Below are 16,374 nucleotides of genomic sequence, written 5' to 3'. Positions count from 1 at the left end.
GGGGTGGGGGTTGGGGTGGGTTGGTCGGGTGCGGGTGGGTGGGGGCTGGTCGCGCAGTTCCCCGCGCCCCTAAAAGCCGTGCAGATCCCCGCACCATCCAGCCCCTCCCGCGTTTGAGGAGCGGGGTCCGGGGCGGAGCCCCGGTGGGGTCGAAGGGGCGGAGCCCCTGGGATGGGAAGGGTAGGGGCGGCGGGGGCGAGAACCGTCCAAGCCCGCGCCCCGCCCCCACGCCCATCCCGATCGATACCGCACCCCTGTCGAGCCCGCCCCGGTCACGAGATATCTTGATGTCGAGCAATGTTGCAGACGTGGAGCGGAGCACCCGGTGACTGACTCGACCATCATCTACACGCACACTGACGAGGCGCCCGCCCTGGCGACCTATTCCTTCCTCCCGGTGATCCAGGCGTACGCCGCACAGGCCGGGGTCACCGTCCAGACCCGTGACATCTCCCTGGCCGGGCGCATCATCGCCCTCTTCCCCGAGTACCTCGAAGAGGGCCAGCGCATCCCCGACGCCCTCGCGGAGCTGGGCGAGCTCGCCAAGACCCCCGAGGCGAACATCATCAAGCTGCCCAACATCTCGGCCTCGATCCCGCAGCTGAAGGCCGCGATCGCCGAGCTCCAGGGCCAGGGTTACGCGCTGCCGGACTACCCGGACGACCCGAAGACCGACGAGGAGCGCGAGATCCGCGCCCGCTACGACAAGGTCAAGGGCTCCGCCGTGAACCCGGTCCTGCGCGAGGGCAACTCCGACCGCCGCGCCCCGGCCTCGGTGAAGAACTACGCCAAGTCCCACCCGCACCGCATGGGCGCCTGGACCCCCGAGTCCAAGACGAACGTCGCCACCATGGGCGTGGACGACTTCCGCTCCACCGAGAAGTCCGTGGTGATCCCCGAGGACGGCGCCCTGCGCATCGAGCTCAAGGGTGACGACGGCTCCACCACCGTCCTGCGCGAGTCCGTACCCGTGCTGGCCGGCGAGGTCGTCGACGCCTCCGTGATGCGCGTCGCCGCGCTGCGCGAGTTCCTGACCGCGCAGGTCGCCAAGGCCAAGGCCGAGGGCGTGCTGTTCTCCGTGCACCTGAAGGCCACGATGATGAAGGTCTCCGACCCGATCGTCTTCGGTCACGTGGTGCGCGCCTTCTTCCCGAAGACGTTCGCGAAGTACGGCGAGACGTTCGCCGCGGCCGGCCTGACCCCGAACGACGGCCTCGGCGGCATCTACAAGGGCCTGGAGTCCCTGCCCGAGGGTGCCGAGATCAAGGCCTCCTTCGACGCCGAGCTCGCCGAGGGCCCGGAGCTCGCGATGGTCGACTCGGACAAGGGCATCACCAACCTGCACGTCCCGTCCGACGTGATCGTCGACGCCTCCATGCCGGCCATGATCCGCACCTCCGGCCACATGTGGGGCCCGGACGGCCAGGAGGCCGACACCCTCGCGGTCCTGCCGGACTCCAGCTACGCGGGCGTCTACCAGGCCGTGCTCGACGACTGCCGCGCCAACGGCGCCTACGAGCCGAACACCATGGGCTCGGTCCCGAACGTCGGCCTCATGGCGCAGAAGGCCGAGGAGTACGGCAGCCACGACAAGACCTTCGAGATCCCCGTCACCGGCACGGTCCGCCTGGTCGACCAGTCCGGCAACGCCGTCATCGAGCAGACCGTCTCCGCCGGTGACATCTTCCGCGCCTGCCAGACCAAGGACGCCCCGATCAGGGACTGGGTGAAGCTGGCCGTCACCCGCGCCCGCGCCACCGGCGACCCGGCGGTCTTCTGGCTGGACGAGACCCGCGCCCACGACGCCAACCTCATCGCCAAGGTCAACCAGTACCTGCCGGAGCACGACACCGAGGGCCTGGACATCAGGGTCCTCTCCCCTGTCGAGGCGACCAAGCTGTCGGTGGAGCGCATCCGCCGCGGCGAGAACACCATCTCCGTCACCGGCAACGTGCTGCGCGACTACCTGACCGACCTGTTCCCGATCCTGGAGCTGGGCACCAGCGCCAAGATGCTGTCGGTCGTCCCGCTGATGGCGGGCGGCGGCCTCTTCGAGACCGGCGCCGGCGGCTCCGCCCCGAAGCACGTCCAGCAGCTGGTCAAGGAGAACTACCTGCGCTGGGACTCGCTGGGTGAGTTCTTCGCCCTGGTGCCGTCCCTGGAGCAGTACGCCAAGCTCACCGGCAACGGCCGCGCCCAGGTCCTCGCCGAGACCCTCGACCGCGCCACGGCGACCTTCCTCAACGAGGACAAGTCCCCGACCCGTCGCGTCGGCGGCATCGACAACCGCGGCAGCCACTTCTTCCTGTCCCTGTACTGGGCGCAGGAGCTGGCCAGGCAGACCGACGACGCTGAGCTGGCCAAGGCCTTCGCCGCGTTCGCCGAGACGCTCACCGCGAACGAGCAGACGATCGTGGACGAGCTGATCGCCGCCCAGGGCAAGCCGGCCGAGATCGGCGGCTACTACCAGCCCGACCCGGCCAAGGCCGCGTCCGTCATGCGCCCGTCGGCGACCTGGAACGAGACCCTGGCCTCGCTCGCCTGACGCATCACCGGCAACACCACCTGCACCACCGCGGACCGTGGGTCCGCGCCTCCGCCGCCCCGACCGGAAGCGTTTCCGGCCGGGGCGGCTCCCTTTTTTCTTACAGCTTTCCTTCCGCCGCGAACGCGGCGAGAGGCGTCTTCCTCCCTCTCGCCCGCACCGCAGTACCGTCGGACGAGAGGCACCGTCGGGTGTCCGCCCCGCGGGCGACGGGCCGGTGCCCACTTGGCACGGCCTTTGCCGGGATGGGACCCCCTTGACGTCGGCTTTGCCCGGCGGGACCCAGCGTTCGTCTGATCTTCGCTCATGACGCGCGGCCGGGTTGTCCGGCGCGCACCTAGGGTTACGGCGCTCCCACCCCCCGTACGTCCGTCAGCTCTGTCCGGAGGACAGTTATGACCGCCGTCAAGGCTCCCAAGCGCACCCGACGTCCCCTCGCCGCGCTGGCAGGGGCCGCAGCTCTCACCGCCTCCTCGATCGGCCTGTGGGCCGTCACGGGCGCCACGGCCCACGCCGCCGCCCTTCCGACCCCCGACCACGTGGTGGTCGTGGTGATGGAGAACCACGCCTACTCGCAGGTGATCGGCAGCTCGAGCGCCCCGTACATCAACAACACCCTCAAGGCCGGTGGCGCCAACCTCACCCAGTCCTACGGCCTCACCCACCCCAGTGAGCCGAACTACTACATGCTGTTCTCGGGCTCCAACCAGGGCCGCACCGACGACAGCTGCGTCAGCGTCGGGTCCATCAACAAGCCCAACATCGCCTCCGAGCTGATCGCCGCCGGGAAGACCTGGGCGAGCTACAACGAGTCGCTGCCGAGCCAGGGTTCGACGACCTGCAGCAGCGGCAACTACGCGCAGAAGCACAACCCGTGGTTCGGCTTCTCCAACGTGCCGACCAGCACCGCGAAGACCTTCGCGCAGTTCCCCACCGACTTCACGACCCTGCCCAAGGTCTCCTTCGTCACCCCGAACCTGTGCAGTGACATGCACGACTGCTCGGTCTCCACGGGCGACACCTGGATCAAGAACAACCTGGGGGCCTACGCCACCTGGGCCAAGACCCACAACAGCGTCCTCGCCGTCACCTTCGACGAGGACAACAAGCTGTCCGGCAACCGCATCCCCACCGTGTTCTACGGGGAGCACGTCACCCCCGGCAGCTCCAGCTCCACCACCTACAACCACTACAACGTGCTGCGCACCGTGGAGGACCTGGCCGGTCTGAGCGCGCACGCGGGCAACGCCGCCTCGGCGTCCGACGTCACCGGCATCTGGAACTGACGCCTGTGTATCTCGCGGATTCCCGTGGCACCAAGGCCGCCGTCGCCCCGGACTCCCGTCCGGGGCGGCGGCCGGCCGCCGTGCCCGGCACGGTACTGGCCCTGGGTGCGGTCAGCCTGATCACGGACATCTCCTCGGAGATGGTCACGGCCGTCCTGCCGCTCTACGTGGTCGCGGGCCTCGGCCTGTCGCCGCTCGGTTTCGGGCTCCTCGACGGCATCAACAACGGCGTCGGGGCCCTGGTACGGCTGGCCGGCGGCCACCTGGCCGACCGGGGAGGCCGACGGCACAAGGTCGTGGCGGGCCTCGGCTACGGCCTGTCGGCGCTGTGCAAGCCCCTGCTGCTGGTCGCCCACAGCCTCCCCGTGATCAGTGCCGTGCTCGCGGCCGACCGCACCGGCAAGGGCCTGCGCACCGCGCCCCGGGACGCGATGATCTCACTGGCCACCGAACCCGCGACGCGGGGACGGGCGTTCGGGGTGCACCGTGCCATGGACACCACCGGCGCGCTGCTCGGCCCGCTCCTCGCCTTCGCCGTCCTGCGGGCCACGGTGGACGGCTACGACGCGGTCTTCGCGGTCAGCGGCTGCGTCGCCGCGCTCGGCGTCCTGGTGCTGGTGCTCTTCGTACCCCGCCGTATCACCTCCGCCGGCACCGCCCCGCTGCCCGAACAGGACCGTCCGGCGCTGCGTGACGCGCTCGGGCTGCTGCGCCGCCCCGAGCTGCGCCGGCTCACCGTGTGCGCGACCCTGCTCGGCCTGACCACCGTCAGCGACTCCTTCCTGTATCTGCTGCTCCAGCGCGAAGGGGACCTGCCCGCCCACCTGTTCCCGCTGCTGCCGCTGGGCACCGCCGCCGTCTTCCTGCTGCTCGCGGTCCCTCTCGGCGCATTCGCCGACCGGGTCGACCGCCGTCTGCTCTTCCTGGCCGGCCATGGCGTACTGCTGCTCGGCTACGGACTGGTGCTCTCCCCGTGGCACGGGGTCCCCGCCGTGGTCGCCGTCCTCGTGCTGCACGGCACCTTCTACGCGGCCACCGACGGAGTGCTCGCGGCCGCCACCGCGGGGGCCGTGCCGGCGCGGCACCAGGGTGCCGGGCAGGCGCTGGTGGGGACGGGCCAGGCGCTGGCCCGGTTCGCCTGCTCCCTGGCGTTCGGCGCGGCCTGGAGCCTGTGGGGCGGGCGGACCGCGCTCGCCGTCACCGCCGCCGCGCTGGCCGTCAGCGCCGTCGTGGCCTCGTATCTCCTCCGCGGTGCCGACGAGGTACCCGCACGTACCGCCGATGAGGTGTCCGCATGACCAGAAGCACCCGCATGGTGATCCTGCTGACCGCCGTGGTGCTGCTCGGGACCGTCTGCACGGGGGCGGTGCTGCACGCCGCCCACCGGTCCGGCATGCGTGACCGGCAGCAGGCGGACGGTCCGGCCGTACGGGCCGGGACGGTCTCGCTCAGGTCGGCGCCGGGCCGCCGTCTGGTGTTCCGGAACCTGGCCTGGGGCCCGCACCGCGACGAGATCGCCACCGTGCCCGCCGGCCGTCCCCAGGGCCCGCGCACCGCTTCGGGCGTCAAGTGCCTGCGCTTCCACGCGGCAGCGGGTACGGGCATCTGTCTGCAGGCCGTGCACGGCGCGCTGGAGGACACCTACCGGGCGGTGGTCCTCGACTCGCACCTGCGCGAGCTGCACCGCTTCCCGGCAGCCGGCATCCCCACCCGGGCCCGGGTCTCGCCCTCCGGCCACCTGGTCGCCTGGACGGTCTTCGTCAGCGGGGACTCCTACGCGGGCACCCACTTCTCCACCCGTACCGCCATCGTCGACACCCGCACCTGGAAGATCGACGACAACCTGGAGACCTTCCACATCGTCAAGGACGGCCACCCCTATCACGCGGCGGACACCAACATCTGGGGCGTCACCTTCTCCGACGACAACGGCTTCTACGCCACGCTCGCGACCGGCGGCCGGACCTATCTCGTCCGGGGCGACGTCACCGCACGCACCCTCACCACGCTGCACGCCAACGTCGAATGCCCCTCCCTCTCGCCCGACGGCACCCGGATCGCCTACAAGAAGCGCGTCAAGGGAGTCTCACAGGACGCTCCGTGGCGGTTGTACGTCCTCGACCTGCGCACCATGAAGGAGACCCCTACCGCCGAGCACCGCAACATCGACGACCAGGCCCTGTGGTCCGACGACTCCACGCTCGTCTACGCCCTGCCCGGTGACTACGGCTCCGACCTGTGGACGGTTCCCGCCGACGGCACCGGCGCGGCCCGCCGGCTGGTCACCTCCGCCGTCGCCCCCGCCTACCTGGGGTGACGCCGTTCACCGCTGCTCTTTCAGAAACAGCTCGACGACCGGGACGAGTACGTCGGGGCGGGTCACCGGGAGCGTCAGCGTCAGGGTGTCGGCGGCCTGCGGCAAAGGGGCGAGGTTGGCGTGCGGCTGCGGGGTGCGGTCGAGGACGCTGAGCCCCACTTCGCTGCCGTCGTTGAGGAGTTGGGCGTACTGCACCCGGCCGGCCAGTCCGGGCAGGTGCACGTGCTTGAACGGCCAGGAGAACAGGTGCAGATAGAGGCGGTTGCCGCGGAGGGTGTAGACGCCGTGGGCGGGCGGCGTGAACGGAGCGGGACCGCCGCCGTGGACGGCGCGGGCGTGCAGCCGCATCCAGTCGGCGATGGAGTCGAGGACGGCACGGGCGCGGGGCTCGATGCTGCCGCGGCCGTCGGGGCCCACGTTGAGGATCATGTTGCCGTTGTTCGACACGGACTGGACGAGCATGCGCACCACGTCGCCGGGTTCCTTGAACTCCAGGTTGTCGCGGTGGTAGCCCCATGAGCCGTTGAGGGTCTGGCACGCCTCCCACATGACCTCGACGCCGTCCTCGGTCAGTGGACGGTCCGGCTGGAACTGCTCGGGAGTGACGTAGTCACCGGGGATGCCGAGGCGGTTGTTGACCACGATGCCGGGCTGGAGGGCGCGGGTCATCTCCATGAGCGCCGGCGAGTCCCAGTCCTCCGGGCCCTTGCCCGGCATTCCCCCGCGGTTCCAGGGAAACGTGAAGTCGTAGAACATGAGGTCGACGGGGCCGTACGAGGTGAGCAGCTCCCGGACCTGGGCGTGCAGGTAGGCGCGGTATCGGCCCATGTCACGGCCGGAGTTGAGGGCGGCCACGTCCGGTGCGTTGCGCAGCGGGTGGATGCCGTCGATCACGTAGTCGGGGTGGTGCCAGTCGATCACCGAGTGGTACAGCCCGACCCTGAGGCCCTCGGCGCGGCAGGCGGTGACGAACTCCGCCACCAGGTCGCGGCCGCAGGCGTGCATGGCGGTGTAGTCGCCGGCCTTGGAATCCCACAGGCAGAACCCGTCGTGGTGCTTGGTCGTCAGTACGGCGTAGCGCATGCCGGCGGCGCGCGCCGTGCGGGCGATGTCGGTGGCGTCGAACAGGTCGGGGTCGAAGTGGTCGACGTACCGCTGGTAGTCGGCGTCCCCCATCTCCTCGTAGCCGCGCACCCATTCGTGCCGTGCGGCCATGCTGTAGACGCCGAAGTGGACGAAGAGGCCGAACCTCGCCTCCCGCATCCAGCCGGTCGCCGCGGGCCGGCCTGCGGGTGTGTCACGCGTCTGCGTCAATTCATTTCCTCCAGTTCGACCGATGGCCATTCTTGCCCCTCCATGGCATCCGAGGAAACCCGCCGCCGACATATGAACCTGGTTCAATTGTTTTTTGGAACCTGGTTCGTAAGTCGCGGTTCTCCGCACTTTCCTTGACACCCGGAGTTTTCCGAACTCACAATGCGGCATCCAACTCGGGAGGTCAGCGGTGCGGCTCAGGTATACCTTCAGAACCGGTCCGGTCGCGGTCGCCGTGGCGATGAGTCTGGCACTCACTGCCTGCCAGGGCGGCGATTCGGCGAGTTCCGGAAACGGCTCGATGATGATCAACTACGCTTCCGGAAAAACCGTGCTGCAGCGGAACTTCAATCCGCTGACCACCACGGGAGATGCCTCTCCGGGTACCAGGATCTACATGTACCAGTCGCTCATGGGCGTGAACGTCCTCAAGGGCGGAGAATTCGAACCGTGGCTCGCCTCCGCGCAGAAACTGTCGTCGGACGGCAAGACGCTGACCGTGGACGTCGACAAGAAAGCCACCTGGAGCGACGGGAAACCCGTCACCGCCAAGGATGTGGTCTTCACCTTCCAGCTGGTGAAGAAGACGCCCGCACTCAACTCTTCCGGCGTGTCGTTCGTATCGGTGGCCGCGCAGGGTGAGAAGACGGTCGTCTTCCATTTCGACAAGCCCGCCTTCACACAGGTCGCCTCGATTCTCCAGCAGTACATCGTTCCCGAGAAATACTGGGCGGGTAAGAACCCGGTCACCTACGCCAATCCCGATCCTGTCGGCAGTGGCCCGTACACCCTGAAGCGGTTCGCCTCGCAGCAGATCACCCTGGGGCTGCGCGGCGACTACTGGCGCAGCAGGATCCAGGTCAAGGAGGTCCGGCTGCCGGTGGTGAACTCGGCCACCGAGATCTCGCAGCTCACCAGCGGTCAGGAGGACCTGAGCGGCGGCGCGATACCCAATCTGGAGAAGCAGTACGTCGACAAGGACCCGTCGAAGAACGGCTATTTCTACCCGACGTACGGGTCGCTGATCCTGGTCTTCAACCACGACCGGGGTGCGCTGAAGGACGTCCGCCTGCGCAAGGCGGTCGAGCTGGCGATCAACCGCCAGCAGCTCATCCAGCTCGTCACCCAGCTCGGCGCCAGCCCGATCAGCCAGACCGGCCTGGACGCCGCGACGCAGGGCAAGTGGCTCGACCCCGCGTACAAGGACGCCGTCCAGACCGATGTCACGGCCGCCAAGTCCCAGTTGGAGCAGGCCGGTTACAAGCTGAGCGGCGGCAAGGCGATGAAGGACGGCAAGCAGCTCACGCTCAACTACATCGAGGTCTCCGACTTCGCCGACTCCGTGCAGCGGGCCCGGATCATCGCCGACCAGCTCGGCAAGATCGGCATCAAGGTGAAGGTCCAGCCCCTGGCCCAGGCCACCTACAACGACACCCGTCAGAAGGGCGACTTCGACCTGGCCTCGTACGGACTCGCGTACGGCGCCGTGCCGTGGCAGATCTACAACCCGCTGCTGAACAGCCAGTTCGCGGGCACACCGAGCGGCGGCAAGGCGCAGACCAACAACTACCTGCGCTGGCGCGACAAGACCACCGACGGCCTGCTCAACGAGCTGGCGAACACCGGCGACGAGCAGACGCAGATCGAACTCACCCGGAAGCTGGAGAAGATCATCGTCGATCAGGTGCCGTTCGTGACGCTGTCGAACATCACCGCCGGCTGCGCGTGGAGCGCCCGCAACTGGACCGGATTCCCCAGCAAGGACGATCCGTACGACATCTGCGCGCCCTGGAACGGCGGACCGGCGTTCGAGAACGTGCTCGCCCATCTGAAGCCGGCGAAGTCGTGAGCCCGTCGATGGCACGGAAGGTGACGGCACGGAAGGTGACGGTGCGGCAGGGAACGGCACGGAAGGGGGCCGCCCAGTGACGGCGACGACGCTTCCGGTCGGGGAGGCACGGCCGGAAGCGGCTGCCGACGGACCCGTACGCCGCCGTCGCGGCGGGCGGGCCCGGGTCCTGCTGCGCCGCCTCGGCTTCTACCTCGGGACCGCCGCCGTGGCCATCACCCTGAACTTCGTCATCCCCCGGCTCATGCCGGGGGATCCGGCCTCCGTGATCCTGAACAAGCTGGCCCAGCGCTCACAGGTCACCCCGGCGACCGAGAAGTCCATCAGGGCGCTGTTCGGTGTCCCCGACGAGGGCCTGTGGCAGCAGTACCTGCACTACCTCTCCCAGCTCGCCCACCTCGACTTCGGTATCTCCACCGCGTACTTTCCGGCGCCGGTGGGCGAGATGATCTCGCAGGGCCTGCCGTGGACGCTGGGCCTGGTGAGCCTGACCACCGTTCTGGCCTTCCTCCTCGGCACCGGACTCGGCATCGTCTCCGGCGCCCGGCCCGGCAGCCGCCTGGACAGCGTGATGGCACCGCTCGCGACCTTCCTCGGCTCGATGCCGTACTTCTGGGTCGCCACCATGCTTCTCCTGCTGCTCTCGGTGAACCTTCCGGTCTTTCCCTCGCAGAACGGCTACGACCTGAGCCTCGAACCGGGATTCAACCTCACGTTCGTCACCAGCGTGATCGAGCACGGCTTCCTGCCCGCCGCGACCATCGTCATCTCCTCCGTCGGCGGCTGGCTGCTCGGCATGCGCAACATGATGATCACCACCGTGGCCGAGGACTACGTCAGCCTCGCCGAGGCCAAGGGCCTCGGCCGCTGGCGGATCCTGCTGGCGTACGCCGCCCGCAACGCGATGCTTCCGCAGGTGGCGGGCCTGGCCATCTCGATCGGCACGGTCGTCGGCGGCTCCCTGCTCGCCGAGGCGGTCTTCGCGTACCCCGGCATCGGATATCTCTTCTACCAGGCCGTCGTGAACCTCGACTATCCGCTGATGCAGGCGCTCTTCCTGATCATCTCGCTGTCGGTGCTCGTGGCCAACTTCATCGCCGACTCCGTCTACGTCCTGCTCGACCCGCGCACCAGGGAGGACGCATGACGCTCGCCGCCCCACCGGCCGCCCCGCTCGCTCCCACGGCCGGCCGGCTGACCTGGCGCACCGCGCTGCGCCGGCTGATCCCGGCCAACGGCAAGGCCCGCGTCGGGCTCGCGATCATCGGGGTGTACGTCCTCGTGGCCGCCGTCGGCCCGTGGGTCGTGCAGTCGCTGATGGGCCTGTCCCCCACGGAACTCACCGGAGCGGTCCTCCAACCCCCGTCCGGGGCCCACCCGTTGGGCACCACCCAGGACGGCACCGACGTCCTCGCCCAGCTCGTCGTCGGCACCCGCACGTCCCTGCTCGTGGGCGCGCTCGCGGCCGTCGTCTCCACCACGCTGTCGGTGGCCGTCGGGCTGATCGGCGGCTACTACGGCGGCATGACCGACTCGGTGCTCGGCGCGCTTACCAACGTCTTCCTCGTCCTGCCCGGGCTGCCGCTGGTCATCGTCCTCGCCGGGTATCTGCGCGGGCGCGGCGGGCCGTTCGCGGTGGCGCTGGTCATCGGACTGACCGGCTGGGCCTGGGGAGCCCGCTCCAAGCGCGTGCAGACGCTGTCACTGCGGAACAGGGACTTCGTCCTGAACGCCCGGCTGCTCGGTGAGAGCAATGCGCGGATCATGCTCGTCGAGGTGCTGCCGAACCTGCTGCCGGTGATCTCGGCGACGCTGATGCTCTCGCTCGTCACCTCCATCCTCGCCGTGTCCGGCCTGGACTTCCTCGGCATCGGCGACATCAACACGGTCAGCTGGGGGACCATGCTGTACTTCGCCCAGCAGCGGCAGGCCATGGTCTCCGGTGCGTGGTGGTGGTTCGTGCCGCCCGGGGTGGCGATCACCGTGCTCGGCGCCGCCGCCGGGCTCGTCAACTTCGGCATCGACGAACTGACCAATCCACGGCTGCGCGGCGCCCGCCGCAAGGCCGTGCGGATGTCCGCGCGCAAGGGGGCACGGTGAACCTGCTGCTCGACGTGAAGGACCTCAGTGTCGACTACGGCACGGAGACCGAACCCCTGCCGGCCGTGTCCCAGGTGTCCCTGGAACTGCGCCGCGGCGAGATCCTCGGCATCGCCGGGGAGAGCGGCAGCGGCAAGACGACTCTGATCAACGCTCTCCTGCGGCTGCTGCGCCCGCCCGCCGTCGTCCGGTCGGGCAGCGCGACGCTCCACCCGCGCACGGGCGAGCCCGTCGATCTGCTCCACGCCGACGCGCGCGAACTGCGCAGAACGCGCTGGGAGCACACGGCTGTCGTCTTCCAGAGCGCCATGAACGCCCTCAACCCGGTGTCCAGGCTGAGCGCCCAGTTCACCGACGTACTGCGCGCCCACCGCCGTATGCCCAAGTCCCAGGCCCGTGAGCGCGCCGCGCACATGCTGGAACTCGTCGGCATTCCCACCACGCGGCTCGACAGCTATCCGCACGAGCTCTCCGGGGGGATGCGCCAGCGGGCCACCATCGCGCTCGCCCTGGTCTGCGAGCCCGACCTGCTGGTGATGGACGAGCCCACGACGGCCGTGGACGTGGTGATGCAGCGGCAGATCCTGCGCCAGGTCATCCGGCTGCAGCGGGAGTTGGGATTCTCGGTCGTCTTCATCACGCACGACCTGTCCCTGCTGCTGGAGATCGCGGACCGTATCGCCGTGATGTACGGAGGACGGATCGTGGAGAGCGGACCGGCCGGCGATCTGTACCGGGACCCGAAGCACCCCTACACACGCGGACTGCGCGACTCGTTCCCGCCGCTGCGCGGACCGATGCGCACCCTGCACGGCATCCCCGGCAACCCTCCCGACCTGCGCGGCCTCCCGCCGGGCTGCCCCTTCGAGCCGCGGTGCCCGCATGCCACGGCGGCGTGCGGGACGGCACCGCCCGAGTTGACCGGACTCGGCGCCGGGCGCGCGGTGGCCTGCGTCCACGCCGACGACCTGCCCGCGCCGACAGCCGGAGGACGAGCATGACCGAAGAGCCGGCTCCCGTACTGGAAGCGGTGGACGTCACCGTCCGCTACCCGGTGCACCGCGCCCGCGGTGAGACCGTGCACGCGCTGGAGAACGCCTCGCTGCGTCTGCGCCCGGGCCGCACCGTGGCCCTGGTCGGCGAGAGCGGCAGCGGCAAGTCCACGTTCGCCCGGACCCTCGCCCTCGCCCAGGCGCCCACCAGCGGCAGCATCCTGCTGGACGGGGAACCGGCCTCGGCGCGCGGCCGCCGGGCCCGCCGCGCCTACGCCCGCCGGGTCCAGATGGTGCTCCAGGACCCGTTCGGCTCCCTCAACCCCCTGCACCGCGTGCGGTACCTGCTCGAACGACCGCTGCGGCTGCACGGCTCCGTCACGGGCCAGGACGACCTGGAGCAGCGCCTGCGGACACTGCTGGAGCGCGTGCGGCTCACTCCGCCCGAGCGTTTCCTCGACGCCTTCCCCCACGAGCTGTCCGGCGGGCAGCGCCAGCGGGTCGCGATCGCCCGCGCGCTCGCCGTCGATCCGGAGGTCCTGCTCGGCGACGAACTGGTGAGCATGCTGGACGTCTCCATCCGGCTGGAGATCCTCAACCTCCTCGCCACGCTGCGCGACGAGGAGCGACTGGCCATGCTGTACATCACCCACGACATCGCCGGCGCCCGCTACTTCGCCGACGAGATCGCGGTGATGTACGCCGGGGAGATCGTCGAGTACGGCACGGCGGAGGACGTCACCCAGACTCCGGCCCATCCGTACACCCGCCTGCTGCTGGACTCGACTCCGGATCCGGACCGGATGGAGTTCCTGGCCGGCCGTACGAGCCGCGACGACGGTGTGGCGCCGGATGCCGCGGAGGACGACCTCGGCGAGCCGCCGGACCTGGTCCATCCCCCGTCCGGCTGCCGCTTCCATCCGCGCTGCCCCCTGGCACGCGCGGCATGCCGCACCGGGCCGCCTCCGCGTGTCGAGGTGACGGACCGTCACTGGGCCCGCTGCGTACTGCTGGTGGAGCCGGACGAGGACGCCCACGGCCACACGACGACTCCGGAGATGACCCCGTGACCGCGCTCCCCGGAGATCTGGTCGAGGCCGCGAACCGCTGCCTCGTCGTGGGCTTCGACGGCATGACACCGCCCGGCGAGCTGAAACGGCTGGCCGACACCGGACTCGGCGGGGTCATCCTGCACACCCGCAACGTCGCAGGCCCCGCCCAACTGCGTGAGCTCACCGACGAGTTGCGCTCGCTGCGGCCCGGTCTGCTGGTCACCGCGGACCAGGAGGGCGGCGGCATCAGCCATCTCGCGAGGGCCGGGGCGCCGCAGACGCCGGGGGCCTGGGCGCTCGGTGTCGTCGACGACACCGCGCTGACCGCCGCCCTCGCGGACGCGCTCGCCCGGCACCTGGCCGAGTGCGGAGTGACCGTGAGCTTCGCACCGGTGGCCGACGTGCACAGGGTCGGCGCCAACCCCATCGTGCGGACCCGCGCCTTCGGCGCCGACCCGGCTCACGCGGCCCGTCATGTCACCGCCTGGATCGAGGCCACGCTGGCCGCCGGCGTCGCACCGTGCGCCAAGCACTTCCCCGGCCACGGGTCAACGACCGTCGACAGCCACCTGGGCGCCGCCCTCGACACCAGGGACGAACACGTCCTGCGCGAGATCGATCTCGTGCCCTTCCGTGCCGCCGTCGCCGCGGGTGTTCCGCTCGTCATGACGGCGCACGTGGTCTACCCGGCGCTCGACGCCACCGCGCCCGCCACCCTCAGCCGCCGTGTCCTCACCGACCTGCTGCGCACCGAACTCGGTTTCCAGGGCGTCGTCGTGACCGACGCCCTGGAGATGAAGGCGATCGCCGGCACGGTGGGCGAGGCGTCCGCGGCCGTCGCCGCGATCGGTGCGGGTGCCGACCAGCTGATCATCGCCCGCCCGGACCCGGCGCTGTGGCTGCGCTGCCGTGACGCGCTGCTCGACGCGATGGCCGACGGCAGGCTCGACCCCGCCCGGGTCGTGGACGCGGCACGCCGGGTCGACGCCCTGGCCGAGCGGTTCGCGCGGCCACCGGCGGCCACCGGGCCGGGCCCGGTCCCCGGCTCCTCTGACGTGGGGCTGATCGCCGCCCGCCGGGCCCTGCGCTGGAAGCCGCTGCCCGGTCCGGTCCTCGATCCCTTCGTGGTCGACCTGCACCGTCCTCCGCGCCCCGCGCTGGAATGGGCCCGTACGGATCTCGTCACCCTCCTGCGCGAGGTCATGCCCGGCACCGAGGGCGTCGTGGCCGCGCAGGGCCCCGTGGACGTGCCCGGCATCCTGCGGCTCGCCCAGGGACGCTCGCTGCTGATCGCCACCGAGGACGCGGATCTGCACCCGTGGCAGGCCGAGGCCCGTACGGCGCTGCTCACCGGCCGCCCCGACGCGCTCCTCATCGCCACCGGCATGCCGGACGCGGAGACGGAGGCGGCGGACGGGCTGTGCTCGTACGGGCGGGGCCGGGCCAACCTGCGCGCGGTTGCCGAGGCGCTGTTGTAGGTCCCGTCGTCACCTGCGTGGTAGGCGGGCGGGTGACGGCGGGGCCCTGCCTCGGACTTCACACGGCCGTGAGGGGATGCCCGTCGGCGGAACCGGTCAGGGCCGCGTCGATCGCCAGGCGGTACAGCCCTGTCGGCCGGCCCTTCCGGTGGGTCTGCGCGCTTCCCTCCGAGCTGGCCAGGCCGTGGGCGTGGAGTTTGCGGAGCAGACGCCGGCCGCTGGGGTCGGTGATGGCCATGGCGTCGGCCAGTTCGCTCGGTGTGACGGTCCGTCCGGCCAGGTCCTGCTCGATCGCGGCCAGCCTTGACAACGTTGCCGTACTGAGCCCGACGGTTCGCGCGAGCTCGCGCAGACGGTCACCCTGATCGCGGTCGCGGTCATCCTGATCGCGGTGGAGGCCGGTCCGCGGCGGTCCTCCCGGCCCCATCGGTCCGACGACCAGGCCGCTGTCCTCCATCAGATAGCCGCACGGCCGGTTCTCCGACTCCGCGCGGACGGCGGCTCGTTCGGCCAGCACCACGGAGGTACGGGCCGAGGGTCCCACGCCGAAGCCGGCGGCCACCCGCACACCCAGCGATTCCCGGGCCTGGTCCAGCACGGGAACGACGAGCCAGTTGCGGCTGAAGCGCTCGAACAGCGTCCGGCGACCGAGGACGAGCACGCCACGTCGGCCGCGGTCCTCGATCCAGGCGTCGGTGAGCTCGGGCGTGGCCCGCAGCAGGTGGAGCAGACCGGTGCGGCTGCGCTCCAGGTCGCCGGGGCGGCCGTGCCTGCCGACGCAGAAGACACCGGCGGCGAACCCGGAGGCGCCGGCTCGCTCGTGCCGGACGCGCGACACCAGCTCGTGCAGTTCCGAGCGGATGCTGGACGGCACGGGCGAGCCGTTCAGCACCCGCAGGGCGCCGCGCAACTGCCGCAGTACGGCGGTGCGTGCGGTGATGACGTATCCGCTGCCCTCCTTGAGGGACCGCTGGTGGAAGGCGCAGATGTCGTCGACGCTCTGGTCGTCGTCGTAAGGGAGGCACGTGACGCGGGTGCGGTCGAGGTGCAGCGCCTCCGTCACCTCGGCGACCACCTCGTGGTCGAAGGTGTCGATGCTGACCGGAACCGGCTGCCAGCCGCGGACCTGCGCCTGGGACAACGCCAGCGCCAGGTCCAGGGCGGAGCTGCGGGGGACCGCCACGGGGAGACGGGGTGGGAGGACGTCGCGGCAGGCGCGATACGGAACGGCGCCCACCAGCAGTCCGTCCAGGGCATGCCCGTCGACGAGGCTCCGCACGAGCGGCCGGATGTCCCGCTCGTGCCCGTAGGTGACCCACTTCAGTGAGATGCCGGACAGCGACTCGACGGCCTCCTCGAAGACCCCACGGCGGCTTGCGTGCACGACGAGCCCTATGGACAAACTCAACTGCCCCGCCCTTCACGAACGTGGCCCTGAGTC

Annotated in this window: 12 protein-coding genes; 10 read left to right on the top strand and 2 right to left on the bottom strand. The window is 70.4% G+C overall.

The features are described 5' to 3' along the window. Window positions 1-325 precede the first annotated feature (325 nt). The 4 genes from AB0959_RS39810 (at window position 326) to AB0959_RS39795 (ending at window position 6,148) form a co-directional block, all read left to right on the top strand. Window positions 326-2,545: an NADP-dependent isocitrate dehydrogenase gene (locus tag AB0959_RS39810; RefSeq protein WP_366831670.1), complete on the top strand. Its 2,220-nt coding sequence runs from the start codon at window positions 326-328 to the stop codon at window positions 2,543-2,545. Window positions 2,546-2,940: 395 nt separating this feature from the next. Beyond that, window positions 2,941-3,831 carry an alkaline phosphatase family protein gene (locus AB0959_RS39805; RefSeq protein WP_366831669.1) on the top strand — a complete coding sequence of 297 codons (891 nt, stop codon included), beginning with the start codon at window positions 2,941-2,943 and terminating at the stop codon, window positions 3,829-3,831. A gap of 5 nt (window positions 3,832-3,836) precedes the next feature. Continuing rightward, window positions 3,837-5,129 (top strand): MFS transporter, encoded by a 1,293-nt coding sequence (locus AB0959_RS39800; protein ID WP_366831668.1) that lies wholly within the window; start codon window positions 3,837-3,839, stop codon window positions 5,127-5,129. Further along, the gene (locus tag AB0959_RS39795; RefSeq protein WP_366831667.1) at window positions 5,126-6,148 is read left to right on the top strand and encodes a TolB-like translocation protein; all 1,023 of its coding nucleotides are present in this window, start codon (window positions 5,126-5,128) and stop codon (window positions 6,146-6,148) included. Before AB0959_RS39800 ends, AB0959_RS39795 begins: the two co-directional genes overlap by 4 nt. A gap of 6 nt (window positions 6,149-6,154) precedes the next feature. Here AB0959_RS39795 and AB0959_RS39790 read toward each other — a convergent pair whose 3' ends face one another. Continuing rightward, window positions 6,155-7,462: an alpha-L-fucosidase gene (locus tag AB0959_RS39790; protein ID WP_366831666.1), complete on the bottom strand. Its 1,308-nt coding sequence runs from the start codon at window positions 7,460-7,462 to the stop codon at window positions 6,155-6,157. A 190-nt stretch (window positions 7,463-7,652) separates the two neighbouring features. Between AB0959_RS39790 and AB0959_RS39785 the strand changes: the two genes are divergently transcribed. From AB0959_RS39785 to AB0959_RS39760, 6 genes are all read left to right on the top strand, one after another. Beyond that, the gene (locus AB0959_RS39785; RefSeq protein ID WP_366831665.1) at window positions 7,653-9,311 is read left to right on the top strand and encodes an ABC transporter substrate-binding protein; all 1,659 of its coding nucleotides are present in this window, start codon (window positions 7,653-7,655) and stop codon (window positions 9,309-9,311) included. 169 nt (window positions 9,312-9,480) lie between these two features. After that, on the top strand, window positions 9,481-10,458 hold the full coding sequence (locus AB0959_RS39780) for an ABC transporter permease (protein ID WP_366831676.1): 978 nt from the start codon (window positions 9,481-9,483) through the stop codon (window positions 10,456-10,458). Further along, on the top strand, window positions 10,455-11,411 hold the full coding sequence (locus AB0959_RS39775; RefSeq protein ID WP_366831664.1) for an ABC transporter permease: 957 nt from the start codon (window positions 10,455-10,457) through the stop codon (window positions 11,409-11,411). The genes AB0959_RS39780 and AB0959_RS39775 overlap by 4 nt, the downstream gene beginning before the upstream one ends. Further along, on the top strand, window positions 11,408-12,412 hold the full coding sequence (locus tag AB0959_RS39770) for an ABC transporter ATP-binding protein (protein WP_366831663.1): 1,005 nt from the start codon (window positions 11,408-11,410) through the stop codon (window positions 12,410-12,412). The genes AB0959_RS39775 and AB0959_RS39770 overlap by 4 nt, the downstream gene beginning before the upstream one ends. Next, complete coding sequence (locus AB0959_RS39765; protein ID WP_366831662.1) at window positions 12,409-13,473, top strand: ABC transporter ATP-binding protein; 1,065 nt, start codon at window positions 12,409-12,411, stop codon at window positions 13,471-13,473. The genes AB0959_RS39770 and AB0959_RS39765 overlap by 4 nt, the downstream gene beginning before the upstream one ends. After that, a complete protein-coding gene (locus AB0959_RS39760; protein WP_366831661.1) occupies window positions 13,470-14,933 on the top strand; it encodes a glycoside hydrolase family 3 N-terminal domain-containing protein in 1,464 nt (487 codons plus the stop codon). Before AB0959_RS39765 ends, AB0959_RS39760 begins: the two co-directional genes overlap by 4 nt. Before the next feature lie 58 nt (window positions 14,934-14,991). On the opposite strand, the gene AB0959_RS39755 is transcribed toward AB0959_RS39760, so the two are convergent. Next, window positions 14,992-16,341 (bottom strand): hypothetical protein, encoded by a 1,350-nt coding sequence (locus AB0959_RS39755; protein WP_366831660.1) that lies wholly within the window; start codon window positions 16,339-16,341, stop codon window positions 14,992-14,994. Window positions 16,342-16,374: the final 33 nt, after the last annotated feature.

It is taken from the genome of Streptomyces sp. NPDC046862 (assembly GCF_040704615.1).
Taxonomy (GTDB): domain Bacteria; phylum Actinomycetota; class Actinomycetes; order Streptomycetales; family Streptomycetaceae; genus Streptomyces.
The sequence above is the reverse complement of the archived record's forward strand: the minus strand, read 5'-3'. Positions and strand labels throughout refer to the sequence as shown.

What these genes read in the sequence shown, in the direction of transcription:
- AB0959_RS39805 (WP_366831669.1), top strand. Translation starts at nt 2,941, where the DNA reads ATGACCGCCGTCAAGGCTCCCAAGCGCACCCGACGTCCCCTCGCCGCG.
- AB0959_RS39775 (WP_366831664.1), top strand. Translation starts at nt 10,455, where the DNA reads ATGACGCTCGCCGCCCCACCGGCCGCCCCGCTCGCTCCCACGGCCGGC.
- AB0959_RS39795 (WP_366831667.1), top strand. Translation starts at nt 5,126, where the DNA reads ATGACCAGAAGCACCCGCATGGTGATCCTGCTGACCGCCGTGGTGCTG.
- AB0959_RS39765 (WP_366831662.1), top strand. Translation starts at nt 12,409, where the DNA reads ATGACCGAAGAGCCGGCTCCCGTACTGGAAGCGGTGGACGTCACCGTC.